This is a genomic window from Lentzea sp. NPDC051213, assembly GCF_044455585.1.
Taxonomy (GTDB): domain Bacteria; phylum Actinomycetota; class Actinomycetes; order Mycobacteriales; family Pseudonocardiaceae; genus Lentzea.
In genome coordinates this window covers 810,054-823,011 of sequence record NZ_JBITEX010000003.1, presented here as the reverse complement: position 1 = coordinate 823,011, position 12,958 = coordinate 810,054, and the positions used below count along the sequence as shown (strand labels likewise).

General features: G+C 68.8%; 18 protein-coding genes. 8 read left to right on the top strand and 10 right to left on the bottom strand.

Features of this window, described 5'->3' with window-relative positions:
- Positions 1-26: 26 nt before the first annotated feature.
- Genes ACIA8G_RS16880 through aroA form a run of 5 tightly spaced genes read right to left on the bottom strand, consistent with a single transcriptional unit; the run spans position 27 to position 3,812 of the window.
- Positions 27-557 (bottom strand): hypothetical protein, encoded by a 531-nt coding sequence (locus tag ACIA8G_RS16880; RefSeq protein WP_396419394.1) that lies wholly within the window; start codon positions 555-557, stop codon positions 27-29.
- On the bottom strand, positions 554-1,003 hold the full coding sequence (locus ACIA8G_RS16875; protein ID WP_396419393.1) for a hypothetical protein: 450 nt from the start codon (positions 1,001-1,003) through the stop codon (positions 554-556). The genes ACIA8G_RS16880 and ACIA8G_RS16875 overlap by 4 nt, the downstream gene beginning before the upstream one ends.
- Positions 1,000-1,503, bottom strand: a complete 504-nt coding sequence (locus ACIA8G_RS16870) for a hypothetical protein (RefSeq protein WP_396419392.1) — start codon at positions 1,501-1,503, stop codon at positions 1,000-1,002. The genes ACIA8G_RS16875 and ACIA8G_RS16870 overlap by 4 nt, the downstream gene beginning before the upstream one ends.
- A 28-nt stretch (positions 1,504-1,531) precedes the next feature.
- Positions 1,532-2,545 carry a ribosome small subunit-dependent GTPase A gene (gene rsgA, locus ACIA8G_RS16865; RefSeq protein WP_396419391.1) on the bottom strand — a complete coding sequence of 338 codons (1,014 nt, stop codon included), beginning with the start codon at positions 2,543-2,545 and terminating at the stop codon, positions 1,532-1,534.
- A 1-nt stretch (position 2,546) separates the two neighbouring features.
- A complete protein-coding gene (gene aroA, locus ACIA8G_RS16860) occupies positions 2,547-3,812 on the bottom strand; it encodes a 3-phosphoshikimate 1-carboxyvinyltransferase (RefSeq protein WP_396419390.1) in 1,266 nt (421 codons plus the stop codon).
- Between the two features lie 85 nt (positions 3,813-3,897).
- On the opposite strand from aroA, the gene ACIA8G_RS16855 reads away from it, so the two are divergent.
- Both ACIA8G_RS16855 and ACIA8G_RS16850 read left to right on the top strand, forming a co-directional pair.
- Positions 3,898-4,626: an SOS response-associated peptidase gene (locus ACIA8G_RS16855; protein ID WP_396419389.1), complete on the top strand. Its 729-nt coding sequence runs from the start codon at positions 3,898-3,900 to the stop codon at positions 4,624-4,626.
- Positions 4,623-5,234 carry an alpha/beta family hydrolase gene (locus ACIA8G_RS16850; protein WP_396419388.1) on the top strand — a complete coding sequence of 204 codons (612 nt, stop codon included), beginning with the start codon at positions 4,623-4,625 and terminating at the stop codon, positions 5,232-5,234. The genes ACIA8G_RS16855 and ACIA8G_RS16850 overlap by 4 nt, the downstream gene beginning before the upstream one ends.
- Here ACIA8G_RS16850 and ACIA8G_RS16845 read toward each other — a convergent pair.
- Complete coding sequence (locus tag ACIA8G_RS16845; RefSeq protein WP_396419387.1) at positions 5,231-6,088, bottom strand: hypothetical protein; 858 nt, start codon at positions 6,086-6,088, stop codon at positions 5,231-5,233. The two genes, ACIA8G_RS16850 and ACIA8G_RS16845, sit on opposite strands and share 4 nt — an antisense overlap.
- A 133-nt stretch (positions 6,089-6,221) precedes the next feature.
- Here ACIA8G_RS16845 and ACIA8G_RS16840 point away from each other — a divergent pair, with 133 nt between their 5' ends.
- The gene (locus tag ACIA8G_RS16840; protein WP_396419386.1) at positions 6,222-6,767 is read left to right on the top strand and encodes a DinB family protein; all 546 of its coding nucleotides are present in this window, start codon (positions 6,222-6,224) and stop codon (positions 6,765-6,767) included.
- 12 nt (positions 6,768-6,779) lie between these two features.
- Here the strand turns inward: ACIA8G_RS16840 and ybaK are convergent, their stop codons facing one another.
- The gene (gene ybaK, locus ACIA8G_RS16835) at positions 6,780-7,256 is read right to left on the bottom strand and encodes a Cys-tRNA(Pro) deacylase (protein WP_396419385.1); all 477 of its coding nucleotides are present in this window, start codon (positions 7,254-7,256) and stop codon (positions 6,780-6,782) included.
- Positions 7,257-7,306: 50 nt separating this feature from the next.
- On the opposite strand from ybaK, the gene ACIA8G_RS16830 reads away from it, so the two are divergent.
- On the top strand, positions 7,307-7,972 hold the full coding sequence (locus tag ACIA8G_RS16830) for a sigma-70 family RNA polymerase sigma factor (RefSeq protein WP_396419384.1): 666 nt from the start codon (positions 7,307-7,309) through the stop codon (positions 7,970-7,972).
- Positions 7,969-8,229: a mycothiol system anti-sigma-R factor gene (rsrA, locus tag ACIA8G_RS16825; protein ID WP_396419383.1), complete on the top strand. Its 261-nt coding sequence runs from the start codon at positions 7,969-7,971 to the stop codon at positions 8,227-8,229. The genes ACIA8G_RS16830 and rsrA overlap by 4 nt, the downstream gene beginning before the upstream one ends.
- Before the next feature lie 53 nt (positions 8,230-8,282).
- Here rsrA and ACIA8G_RS16820 read toward each other — a convergent pair whose 3' ends face one another.
- On the bottom strand, positions 8,283-8,357 hold the full coding sequence (locus ACIA8G_RS16820; RefSeq protein WP_369809028.1) for a 50S ribosomal protein bL37: 75 nt from the start codon (positions 8,355-8,357) through the stop codon (positions 8,283-8,285).
- Positions 8,358-8,410: 53 nt separating this feature from the next.
- On the opposite strand from ACIA8G_RS16820, the gene ACIA8G_RS16815 reads away from it, so the two are divergent.
- Positions 8,411-9,889, top strand: a complete 1,479-nt coding sequence (locus ACIA8G_RS16815; protein ID WP_396419674.1) for a sensor histidine kinase — start codon at positions 8,411-8,413, stop codon at positions 9,887-9,889.
- Between the two features lie 142 nt (positions 9,890-10,031).
- Here the strand turns inward: ACIA8G_RS16815 and ACIA8G_RS16810 are convergent, their stop codons facing one another.
- On the bottom strand, positions 10,032-10,286 hold the full coding sequence (locus tag ACIA8G_RS16810) for a WhiB family transcriptional regulator (RefSeq protein WP_015104912.1): 255 nt from the start codon (positions 10,284-10,286) through the stop codon (positions 10,032-10,034).
- Positions 10,287-10,531: 245 nt separating this feature from the next.
- The gene (locus ACIA8G_RS16805; RefSeq protein ID WP_396419382.1) at positions 10,532-11,467 is read right to left on the bottom strand and encodes a diacylglycerol/lipid kinase family protein; all 936 of its coding nucleotides are present in this window, start codon (positions 11,465-11,467) and stop codon (positions 10,532-10,534) included.
- Between the two features lie 251 nt (positions 11,468-11,718).
- On the opposite strand from ACIA8G_RS16805, the gene ACIA8G_RS16800 reads away from it, so the two are divergent.
- The gene (locus ACIA8G_RS16800) at positions 11,719-12,138 is read left to right on the top strand and encodes a hypothetical protein (RefSeq protein WP_396419381.1); all 420 of its coding nucleotides are present in this window, start codon (positions 11,719-11,721) and stop codon (positions 12,136-12,138) included.
- Between the two features lie 82 nt (positions 12,139-12,220).
- A complete protein-coding gene (locus ACIA8G_RS16795) occupies positions 12,221-12,931 on the top strand; it encodes a S1 family peptidase (protein WP_396419380.1) in 711 nt (236 codons plus the stop codon).
- The last annotated feature ends 27 nt before the right edge of the window (positions 12,932-12,958 follow it).

The window sequence follows — 12,958 nt, the reverse complement described above, 5'->3', positions numbered from 1 at the left end:
TCATGACCGGTGGACGAGGCAGCGCGTCAGGATGTGACAGCCACTCGTTCGAACGCCTTTGCGGCGTAGCCCTGCGAGATCGAGGCGACCTGGTCGGCGTTGCCGTCCCGCAGGTGCGCGATGATCTTCAACGACTCGGTCGCGTTGACTGCCACGAGCGTGGTGCATTCCATGGCATCAGCCGAGCCGGCGCACGAAGTCGCCGCTGAGTGGCCATCACCGATGAGCATTTCCAAAGCCTTTCCGGGCTTTGCGTAGGCCTCCGCGAACGCCACCAGCACGACCAGATCCGTCTCGGCGCCGGATCCCACCCGGAACGCGCAGGACCGCGGGATGTCCGGATACGGCTGCGGAGTGCCGTTCAGCGACTGGTCGAAGTCTTCGGCGGCGAGCATCCGGCACGGGTCGGCGCCGGCGAGCTTGCGTGGCGTGTCGATGCGCGGTGACGTTGTGGCGACCGTCGTCGTTGTCTCGCTCGTCGTGCTCGACGGCATGGTCGTCACCGGAGCGGTGGCGCAGCCCGCGAGCAGAACCAGCAGTGGCAACCAGAGCTTCACTTCGGCAACCGTTCCAGCGCCTTGGCGGCGAGCCCCTGCGTGACCTGCCCGAGCGCGTTCGGGTCGTGGCTGCGCTGCACCACCTTCAGCCCGATCAACTGCCCGGCCCGCACCTCGACGACGGCATCGCACGTCACCTCGCCCGAGGCATCCGCACAGCGGCGGGTCATCGGGCGATCACCGATCACGGCGCCGTAGCCGCCGTCTGCCTGCAGCGGCTTCGACGCGTCCTCGTACGTCGAGGTCAGCAGCGTCACCCGCGCCGTCAGCGAGTCGAACGTGAAGTCGCACGCTCGATCGGCCTTGGCCGTGCCCTTCAGGTTGCCCGCGTCACCGGACGCGAGCAGCGTGCAGGCGTCGACGGCATCGAACTTCGGGGGAGCGGGTTGCTCGGCGGTGCACGCGGCCAGCGCGCCGAGCAGCAGCAGCGGGATCAGCCTCTTCACGGCGCCAACCTTTGCAGCACCTTGACGGACCGCTCACGGGCGGCCATCCCGACGCTGTAGCTCGGCGGTGTTCGCAGCGCACGCAGCACCAGCACGCTGTCCACTTCCAACTCGATCACGATGATCCCCACGCTGAACTCCTGCGAATCCTTGACGCGTTCTGTGGTGACACCCCACCACGCCTTGCGGCCCTCGACCGTCAGTTCGGAGCCGTCGCGCACCCGGACCTTTCCCTGCTCCAGCGACTCCTGTTCGACGCTCAGCCACACGGCCTCGTCCTCGGTGGCCCAGGTGCACGACAGCAGGGTCGTCAACCGCTCCGGCTGCCTCGTGAACGGCTTCTTGAAGTCCGACGCACCGAGCAACGAGCAGGGGTCGACCGTGTCGAGATCGGGCAGCGCCTGCCTCGTCGTGGCCGGCACCGGCCTGGGGGTGGACACCGTGCTCGTGCACGCGGAGAGCGCGGCACACAGCGCGACGACCCCCAGAAGTCTGCTCATGCGGTGAGTTTGCCGGATCGGCGCAAGCTCATTCCGCGGAATCGTCCAGACCGTAATCGTCCATCCCGGCACGTGACGCCAGCAACCGCCGCAGCGACTCCAGCCGGCCAGGCGAGCCAGGCACCAGCTCGTCCAGCATGCAGCCCGGATCCTCCGGGCTGCCAAGATGACCGCAGCCGGGCGGGCACTCCTCGGCGGCCTCCGCGAAGTCCGGGAACGCCTTCACGATGTCGTTCGGCGTGATGTGCGCGAGCCCGAAGGACCTGATGCCGGGCGTGTCCACGACCCAGCCGCCCTCCGGCAGCCGCAGCGCCACGGCCTGGGTGGAGGTGTGCCGGCCCTTGCCCACACCGGACACCACGCCCACCGCGCGGTTCGCGTCCGGCACGAGCTTGTTGACCAATGTGGACTTGCCGACGCCGGAGTGGCCGATCAGGCACGACACCGTGTCCGCCAGGCGGGCCCGCAGCGCGGCCGGTTCCTCGTCGAACCGCGTCACGATCACCGGCACGTCGAGCTCGGTGTAGAGGGCCAGCAACGAATCCGCGGACGCGAGGTCCGACTTCGTCAGGCACAGCACCGGTTCCAGGCCGCCGGCGTAGGCGGCGACCAGGCAGCGGTCGATGAAACCCGTGCGCGGCGGTGGATCCACCAGCGCGACCACCATGATGAGCTGGGAGGCGTTCGCGACGACGACGCGTTCGAACGGGTCCGTGTCGTCCGCGGTCCTGCGCAGCACCGACGTCCGCTCCCCGACGCGCACGATGCGGGCCAGCGTGTCCGGCTGGCCCGTCGTGTCACCGACGATGCCGACCTGGTCGCCCACCACCACGGGCGTGCGGCCCAGTTCGCGCGCACGCATCGCGGTGACGACGGCGCCGGACTCCATCGCGCACGTCCAGCGGCCGCGGTCCACGCCGATCACCATCGCGGTCTCGGCGTCGGCGTGTTCTGGCCGCCTCTTGCTGCGTGGGCGCGTCCCCTTGCCGGGGCGCACGCGCACGTCGGACTCGTCGAGCTTGCGCCAGTCCCGCTTGCTCACGTCAGCGCGTCCCCGTGAGCATGGCGTCCCACATCCCCGGGAAATCGGGGATCGTCTTCGTCGTCGAACCGATGTCGTCCACCGAGATGCCGGGCACCACCAGCCCGATGATCGCGCCCGCGGTCGCCATCCGATGGTCCGCGTAGGACTTCCACACACCGCCGTGCAGCGGCCGCGGGTCGATGATCAGGCCGTCCTCGGTCTCCGTGGCGTTGCCGCCCACCGCGTTGATCTCGTTGACCAGCGCCGCGATCCGGTCCGTCTCGTGGCCGCGGATGTGCGCGACACCGCGGATGATCGTCTGGCCCTCGGCCAGCGCCGCGAGGGCGGCGACCGTCGGGGTCAGCTCGCTCTCGTCGTGCAGGTCGATGTCCAAACCGGACAGTTTCGCCGGGCCCCGCACGGTCAGGCCGCGCTCGGACAACTCGACCGTGCACCCCATCCGCGTCAGGATGTCGCGCACCGCGTCGCCCGCCTGCGTCGTCTGCGCGGGCCAGCCGGGCACCGTCACCTCGCCGCCGGTCACCGCGGCCGCCGCCAGGAACACCGTCGCGTTCGACAGGTCCGGCTCCACGCGCCACGTGCGCGCGGCGATCGGGCCGGGCTCGACGTGCCAGACGTTCGGGCCGGTCTCCACCCGCACGCCGACCGAACGCAGCGTCTCGACCGTCATGTCGATGTGCGGCAACGAAGGCACGGGCTTGCCGTCGTGCCGCACCGTCACGCCCTTGTCGTAGCGCGCGCCGGAAAGCAGCAGCCCGGACACGAACTGCGACGAGCCCGAAGCGTCGATCGTCACCTCGCCGCCGGGCAGCGATCCCGTGCCGTGCAACGTGAACGGCAGCGCGTCGCCCTCGACCTCCGCACCGAGGCCGCGCAACGCACTCAGCACCGTGCTCATCGGGCGCTTGCGGGCGTGCGGGTCGCCGTCGAACCGGATCTCGCCCTCGGCGATCGCGGCGGCGGGCGGCAGGAAGCGCATGACCGTGCCGGCCAGCCCGCAGTCGATGTCGGCCGGTCCGCGCAGCAGACCGGGCAGCACGTCCCAGCCGCCGTCCTCGCGATCGGTGAACGTGACGCCCAGCGACGTGAGCGCGGCCGCCATCAACACGGTGTCGCGACTGCGCAACGGCGCGTGCACCGTGGAGGGTCCGTCGGCCAGTGCCGCGAGCACCAGAACGCGGTTCGTGATCGACTTCGAGCCGGGCACCGGCACCGTCGAGTGGACTGGGCCTGCTGCGCTGGGGGCTGACCAGTGCTGAGTCATGCCTGAATGATCCCGCATAGCTACTGGGGCGGCTCGCACAGGTGTTTCCGACGTGCGACGATGACGACTTCGGAGGTGATCGGTTTTGTGTGGTAGGTACGCCTCCACCAAGGACCCGGCGCTGCTGGCGGCCGAGTTCGACGCGGTGGACGGAACCGGCGACGAGGCGCCTGGGGCGGACTACAACATCGCTCCCACCAAGCACGTCATGGCGGTGGTCGAGCGCAAACCCGAGGACGAGGAGCTGGAACGCAGCGTCCGCGTCATGCGCTGGGGCCTGGTCCCGCACTGGGCCAAGGACCTCTCCGGCGCGGCCAAGATGATCAACGCCCGCGCGGAGAGCGTGCTGAGCAAGCCCGCCTACAAGCAGTCCGCGATGAAGCGCCGCTGCATCATCCCCGCCGCCGGTTGGTACGAATGGCAGCCGGGCGAGGGGCGCAAGCAGCCGTACTTCATCACCCTCGGGGACGACGCGTCGCTGGCCATGGCCGGCATCTGGTCCGTGTGGTGGAAAGACGACGTTCCGACGGTCACGTGCGCGGTGCTCACCACGGACGCCATCGGCGCGATGACCGAGGTGCACCACCGCATGCCGTTGCTGCTGCCTCAGGACCGTTGGGCCGCATGGCTCAACCCGGAGTCGCTGGATCCGAGCGAACTACTGGCTCCGGAACCGTCGATCGTCGACGCGCTGGAGCTCCGTCCGGTGTCGACGGAGGTGAACAGCGTGAAGAACAACAACCCGCACCTGATGGACCGCGTCTCGCTGACCGAAGACGAGAAGCCCTCACCCACGTTGTTCGAGCTGTCGTGACAACGCTGTTGGTGGACACGCCGCACGGCCCGGCACGGGCCTCACTGCACTGTGCCCACGAACCGCGTGCAGCCCTGTTGCTGGGCCACGGCGCCGGTGGCGGCGTCGAGGCCCCGGATCTGGTGGCCGCGTGCCACGCCGCGAACTCCGTCGGCGTGCACGTGGCCCTGATCGAACAGCCCTACCGCGTGGCCGGCCGCCGCGCCCCCGCACCCGCGGGCCAGCTCGACACGGCCTGGCTCTCCGTGGTCGACGACCTCGGCGAACGCTGGTTCGACGGCCTGCCCCTGGTGTTCGGGGGCCGGTCGTCCGGCGCACGCGTGGCCTGCCGCACCTCGGTGGAGGGCCAGGCCGTCGCGGTGCTGTGCCTGGCGTTCCCGGTGCACCCGCCGGGCAAGCCGGAGAAGTCCCGCCTGGCCGAGCTGGACGGCGTCGAGGTCGCCACCCTGGTCGTGCAGGGCGAGAACGACCCGTTCGGCCTGCCGCCGTCGGCTCACCACCGCGAGGTCATCCTGCTGAAAGGCGACCACTCGCTGAAGGCTTCGGTCGGGGACGTGGGCCGTTTTGTCGGTGAGTGGCTGGACCGCGTGCTGCGTCCGCTCGACTAACGAGCCATCCGCGTCCACGTGTGCCGGCGCCCACGCACGGCCACCGAGTACGCGTAGAGGAACTCGGGATCGCCCATGCCCGGCAGGAAGCAGTCGCCGATGTGGTGCGCGTCGACCCCGATCTCCTTGGCCATGAGCGCGAGCTGCGGCACCACGTTGGTGTGCGAGCCCTCCTGAGATGTGCCGATCGCGCCCATCACGACTGCCCCTTTTTCGTGCACGGCCTGGACGGCTTCGGCGGCGGCCTCGCGCGTGACGCCCGGCAGCGTGCCGGGGATCGGGAGGATGACGCCGTCCGCGCCCGCGTCGACGAGGTTGGCGAGCTTCTGGGCGGTGATCGGCTCGGGGTGACCGGCGTGGTGCATCTTGCCGACCCAGAGGGCGGCCTCGGTCCCGATCAGCTCGGTGGCCTTGGCCATGCCGTCGAGCGAGCCGTCGGTGCTGGGGTTGGCGGTCAGCACGATCAGCGCGGCACCCGCGTCCGCGAGCCTCCGCGCGTTCTCCGGCGTCGCTTTGCGCAGCTCCGGCACGGTGCCCGGCTCCAGGTTCACGCCGATCGGACGGCCGATCCTGGCCGCCAGCTCGTGCAGGCTGCCGAACTCGCCGAGGCCGGGGAAGCGGAAGGTGGTGCCGTCCCAGACCCGGTCGATCATGTTCAGCACGATGACGTCCGCGCCGAACGCGGCCATCAGCTCGGCGTTGTGCACGCCGGTCTCACCGTCGAACGAGAGCGCCGCGCGGTCCGCGAACACCTCGGCGACCATGGTCCTGCCCTCGGACGCGGCCACGGCCCTGGTGAGGTCCGGTCCGCGGAGCGCGGCGAGCTGGGTGCGGTCGAGGTCGAGGATGCGCACGTCTGCCTCCACTGTGGTCTAGACCATCGGTATAGACCAAACGCCTCACGTCGGCAAGCTCGCGCAAGGGTCCCCTCCAGGGGGTCCCCTACTTTTATTCTCCCAGGCGACACCGACAATTTCGGGAGCCTCGATGACGATCGAACTGGACGAGCAGGGCCGCCCGGAACCCCCGATGGCAGGCGATGAACTCGCCACCCTCGTGGGCTTCCTGGAGTTCCAGCGCGCCACCCTCGCGTGGAAGACCGACGGCCTCACCGCGGACCAGCTCAACCAGACCACCGCCAAGTCGGCGATGACCCTCGGCGGCCTGCTCAAGCACCTCGCCTACGTCGAGCAGCAGTGGTTCCACGTCGTCCTGCACGACCGGGAGCCGCTGGAGCCGTGGGCGAGCGTCGACTGGAAGGCCGACAACGACTGGGACTGGCACTCGGCCGCCGACGACACCCCGGAGCAGCTGAACGCCCTCTGGCAGGACGAGGTCGACCGCGCCCGCAAGGCCACCGCCGAGGCACTCGAAACCGGCGACCTCGGTCAACTGGTCAAGCGCGCGCCGTGGAAGGACGGCAGGAAGATGAACCTGCGCTGGATCCTCACCCACATGATCGAGGAGTACTCCCGGCACAACGGCCACGCCGACCTGCTCAGGGAAGCGATCGACGGCCAGACCGGCGAGTGAGCCGCCACGGCCTCAAGCGCTGATCGGAGCCACCATGGCAGAAGTGAGGCGAACCAGTTCGGCCGGCGCGATCTCGACCTCGAGCCCGCGCCGTCCGGCACTGCAGAACACGGTCTCGAACTCCAGCGCGGACGCATCGACCACGACCGGCAACCGCTTCTTCTGCCCGAGCGGCGAGATCCCGCCCGCGACGTACCCGGTGGCCCGCTCGGCATCGGCGACGACGGCCATCCGAGCCTTCTTGCCCTTCAAAGCAGCCGCCAGGCCCTTCAGGTCGAGCTGCCCGGTCACCGGCACGACGCCGACCGCGAGCTTGCCGTCGACCTCGGCCACCAGGGTCTTGAAGACGCGGCCGGGAACCAGGCCGAGCGCCTCGGCGGCCTCCAGGCCGTAGGACTCGTGGCGCGGGTCGTGCGCGTACGAGTGCAAGGTGTGCGCCACCCGCTGCTTGTCCAGCAGCGCTGTGGCGGGCGTCCCACGTCCGGCCATGCGGAATTACTACCAGCACGTGCGTTGTTACCTAAGACGTGGTGACGAACATGCTCGAGCGGCCCCGCGTATTGTCGGTCCCGACCCAGATCCAGTGGGAAGGGAGCGCGGTGCCCGCCACCGGCACGACGGAGACGACGGCGGAGCGTGCCGCGCGTTTCGAGCGCGACGCGATGCCGATGCTCGACCAGCTCTACTCGGCGGCCTTGCGCATGACGCGCAATCCGGCTGACGCCGAAGACCTGGTGCAGGAGACGTTCCTCAAGGCCTACTCGGCGTTCGCGTCCTTTTCGGAGGGTACGAACCTCAAGGCCTGGCTGTACCGGATCCTGACCAACACCTACATCAACGGCTACCGCAAGAAGCAGCGCCAGCCGATTCAGCAGCCGACCGACGAGATCACGGACTGGCAGCTGGCGCAGGCGGAGAGCCACACCTCGTCCGGGCTGCGCAGCGCCGAGGTCGAGGCACTCGACAACCTGCCCGACAGCGACGTCAAGGAAGCATTGCAGCGGTTGCCGGAGGAGTTCCGGATCGCGGTCTACCTCGCCGATGTCGAAGGCTTCGCGTACAAGGAGATCGCAGACATCATGGGCACCCCGATCGGCACGGTGATGTCCCGGTTGCACCGGGGCCGTCGCCAGCTCCGCGACCTGCTCGCGGACACCGCACGTGAGCGCGGTTTCCTCCGGAACGGCAACGGAGACGCGTCATGAACTGCGGCGAACCCCACGACACCGACTGCTCCGAGGTGCTGTCCGAGGTCTGGCTCTTCCTGGACCAGGAATGCGACCAGACGCGGCGCCAGGCGCTGCAGACGCACCTCGACGAGTGCCACCCGTGCCTGGAGCAGTTCGGGCTGGAGGAGCACCTCAAGGCGCTGCTCGCCCGCAAGTGTGGTGGGGATTACGCCCCGGCGGATCTGAAGGCGCGCATCCGCGCCACGATCGTGGAGATCCGCACCGAGGACTGAACACAACGCAAAAGCCCTGGTCACATGCTATGTGACCAGGGCTTTTGTCGTACTCAGGCGTTGGGGCGCTTGCCTCGGTTGGCGCCGCCCTTTTTGCGGTCGCGGCGCTTGCGAGCACGCTTCGACATCTGTGTCTCCTAGGATCGAACTGCTTCACCCACCAGTTTGACATGGAGGAGTTCTGAGCACGCTCACGGACCTGCTGGCCGAGCACACCAAGCTCTCCGGCGCCGCCGCCGACCACCTCCAACTGGTCGTCGCGGAGTGGCAGCTCCTCTCCGACCTCTCGTTCGCGGACTTCAACATGTGGGTGCCGCTGGACGACAACAAGTTCCTGTGCGTCGCGCAGGCCCGTCCCACTACGGCGCCGACGGCTCACCCGGAGGACGTGGTCGGCAGCGAGGTGGACACCGAGGAGCATCCGCAGCTGCGCAGGGCCATCGACGAGTCACGGATCTGCCGCGAGGAGGACCCGCGCTGGCACCTGGGCGTGCCGGTGCGCCGCGAAACCATCCCCGTCCGGCTGGGCACCCAGGTCATCGCGGTGCTGAGCCGCAGCACGAACCTGGCGGTCCCGCGCGTGCCGTCGCCGCTCGAGATCTCGTACCTGGGCAGCGCGGCCGACCTCTGCCAGATGATCGCGGACGGCACCTTCCCCGCACCCGAACCGTCGCCGGACGTGCACACCAGCCCGCGCGTCGGCGACGGTCTGATCAGGCTCGATCCGTCCGGCGCGGTGGTGTTCGCCAGCCCGAACGCGCTGTCGGCCTACCACCGCATGGGCCACGCGTCGGACCTGGTGGGCGTGCACCTCGCACCGCTGACCCGCAGCCTCATCGGCGATCCGTTCGACGCCACCGAGGTCGCCCAGCGCATGCGTGCCGCGCTGGACGGCCAGCCGTCGATGCGCATGGAGGCCGAGTCACGGCGCGGTGCCGCGGTCCTGTTCCGGGCGTTGCCGCTGCGGCCCCGCGGCCAGGCGGCGGGTGCGATCGTGCTGTGCCGCGACGTCACGGAGGTGCGCCGGCGCGACCGGGCGTTGATGTCGAAGGACGCCACGATCCGCGAGATCCACCACCGGGTGAAGAACAACCTGCAGACCGTGGCCGCTCTGCTCAGGCTGCAGAGCCGCAGGTTGAGCAACCCGGAGGCCAAGGAGGCGCTGGCCGAGTCGGTCCGCCGTGTGACTTCGATCGCACTGGTTCACGAGACGTTGTCGATGTCCGTGGACGAGCGAGTCGATCTTGACGACGTGATCGACAAGGTGATCCCGATGATGGGCGACGTGGCGGTCACCGAGACCGAGGTGAAGGTGCGCCGCGAGGGTGGATTCGGGGTGGTCTCCGCCGAGATCGCGACCCCGCTCGTCATGGTCCTCACCGAGCTCGTGCAGAACGCCTTCGAGCACGCCTACGCCCCTGGCCAGCGCGGAGAGGTCGTCGTGCACTCCGAGCGGTCGGCGAAGTGGCTCGACGTGACGGTCTCCGACGACGGTAAGGGGCTTCCGCCCGGTTTCTCTCTGGAGCGCACCGATCGTCTCGGTCTGCAGATCGTTCGGACCCTTGTTGATTCCGAATTGAGAGGCTCGTTGAGCTTGCGGCGCAGGCCCCGAGGCGGTACAGAGGCGGTCCTGCGCGTGCCCCTCAGAGGGCGGCGCTAAACTAACGCCGTGCACACGTGACGGCCAGCCTCAGCGGCTCTCACGTGGTCATGCGGGAGGGTGTGCAAAACAAAGAAAAAGCCCGACACCTGGCACGGTGTCGGGCTTCTTCTTCAGGTCTAACTAGCAGCTAACTGCCTGGTCAGGCGTTGCTGCGAGCCCGCGTGCGGGCGTTGCGGCGCTTGAGAGCGCGGCGCTCGTCTTCGCTCATCCCGCCCCAGACGCCGGCGTCCTGGCCGCTCTCGAGCGCCCACGCGAGGCAGTCGGAGACGACGGGGCAGCGGCGGCAGACGGTCTTCGCCTCGGCGATCTGAAGCAGCGCGGGACCACTGTTCCCAACGGGGAAGAACAGCTCGGGGTCCTCGTCGCGGCAGATCGCGCGGTGGCGCCAGTCCATTGGAACTACTCCTCAGCCTAGGCGCGCACAAGGGCACGCCGGTTGTCAGCGGTCGTTTTGGGGTGCTTGTGAATGCTTTCACGAACGGCTGGGATGTCAAGGGGTTAGCACTGACCCGGTGAGTGAACTCACCCAAAAGATCGACATCGTTCACCTGGGGTTTCACGCTCTGCTGTCACTCGACTGCAGTACATCCCGGGTGGGTACCGAGACGGTCACGAACCGATCACGGACTGTCAAGTTCCTTATACGGCAACAGTCAACGCATCGGGGACTGCCCGGAACTCCACTGCAGTCGTCATACCGAGGAAATCACCGTCGACCTGGAGGTTGGCGGGCTCCTCGCACTTCACTCTGACATAACCCACGTCGTCGCGCCGAACGAGATTTCCACCCTTTGGGTTCCCGGTGCTCAGCACTTGGGCGACATAGCGGCCCACGGTCGGCACGCGCAGGGTCTTCAGCGCCGAGAGGCCGAGGCCGCCGTCGAACGAGGTGCTCGGGTTGAGCTGGATGGCCTTGTCGCCGAAGTACGTCCACGGATCGGTGTTGGACACGAACACCATGCCGACGTCCTTGAACGGCGCTTCTCCCGGTACTTCGACCGTGAAGTGCTGCGGTTTGCGCACGTTCTGCGCATAAGCCCGCAAAGCGACCCTCAGATAGAGAGCCGGGCTCGCATTCCGGCCCTTCGCGCGCTTCGCCTCCACGCCGGCCACGACATCGGCGTCCAGGCCCATGCCCGCGTTGAACGTGAACCAGCGGCCGCCCTCGATGACGTCGGCGAAGACCTGACCGAGCCCGATGCGGCGCTTGGTGCCGTGCTCGATGGACTGGAGAAGGACGTGCGTCGCCTCGACCGGGTCGCGCGGGATGCCGAGCGCACCCGCGAAGACGTTCGCCGAACCGCCCGGCACGACGCCGAGCATCGGCTTGTTGGGGCGTGGGCCGTCGCGCAGGATGCCGTTGACCACCTCGTTGACCGTGCCGTCGCCGCCGTGGGCGATGACCAGGTCGAAGCCGTCCGCCGCAGCCTGGCCGGCGGCGTCCGCCGCGTGGCCGCGGTAGGAGGTCTCGATGATCTCCAGCTTCACGTCGCTGGCGAGTGCGTGCGCCAATACGTCACGGCCCGCCGGCGTTGTTGTAGTCGCCTGCGGGTTCACCACGAGAAGAGCGCGCACTACTTGAGAGTAAGACAGTGCGTGACCGTCAGCCGCGCGCATGTCCTCCCTCAGGGTGGCTCCAGCTTCACGAAAGTGGCGCAAATCTCCCTTCCGCTCGCACCGCGTACGCCTCGCAGCCGAGTGCACCCCGGACGACCGCCGGCTCGCTGAAGGCCCCTTGATCTTCCCGCGCCTGGCGTGCCAAGTGAGACGTCCAACCGGGTGGCCTACGATCCGTGACCAGTACAGAACGTGAGGAAAGGTCTCCCGTGACCACTCAGACCCCGGCGCCGCCGCGCGCCGTGCGGATCGCCGCCGTGCTGACCTTTCTGCAGGGTCTGGGCGGCATCGCGCTGGCCGTCGCGCTCGTCGTGCGGGTGCTCGGGGGAGCACCGTCGGCAGGCCCGATCCTCGGCGCCGCCGGGGTGCTCGTGCTCTGGTTCGGCGCGGTGATCTTCGCGGCGGTCATGTTGTTCCGCGGCCGGCACGGCGCTCGCTCGCCCGCAATCGTCACGCAGCTGCTGCTGCTCGGCTGCGCCTGGTACGCGTACGGCCCGTCGGACCAGCAGCTGCTCGGCTCGCTGGGCGGCTTCTACTGCGTCGCGGTGCTCGTGCTGCTTTTCACCCGTGAGGGTCGCCAGTGGGCGATGGGCCTCACGGATGTGGCCGAAGGTGACAAAGCCGACTAACGGCGGGTGGTCAGGGTCACACTCCCGAGTGAAGCTGTGCGTGGTTGTTTAACCACTCCCTGCACTCACGAGGTGACCAACCATGCGTGTTTTGACTGCGATCGCAGGCGCCTTCCTGGCGGCGCTTTCCCTCGCTCCTGTCGCGTCGGCTGCTCCGGAAGACCCGGACATGTCACCGATGATCATCGGTGGCAGCTACGCGCAGAACTTCCCCTACGCGGCCCGTTTGTTCGTGAACGGCCGTGAGAACTGCTCGGCCACGAAGATCGCCCCTCGGTGGATCCTGACCGCCGAGCACTGTGTGGCGTCCTCCGGCACGTACACGTTCCGTGCGGGCAGCCTGGACCAGACCTCCGGCGGCCAGCTGGTGACCGGTACCCGGATCATCAAGCACCCGTCGGCGGACCTGGCGCTCGTCCAGGTGGGCACGGCGATGTCGGCGCCGTTCTCGCCGCTCGCGGGCAGCAGCGACGGCGTGGCCACCGGCCAGACCGTGCAGCTCTACGGCTGGGGTGCCACCTGCACCAACCAGCCGGAGATCAACTGCCAGTCGCGTTACCTGAAGGTCGCGAACACCCGCGTCACGAACCCCAACGGTTCCGACTACCGCGGTGGTCGTGCGATCTCCGTCCAGCGCGTCGACGGCATCGCCGCCGGTGGTGACTCGGGCGGCCCGATGTTCGGCGGCGGTCGTCAGGTCGGCGTCGCGTCCACCTCGGACCGCGCGACGCGCTCCAACTACACCCGCATCGCCACCTACCGCTCCTGGATCACCACCAACGCGGGCGTCTGACAAACCCTGTTTGACCTGGCATAACCC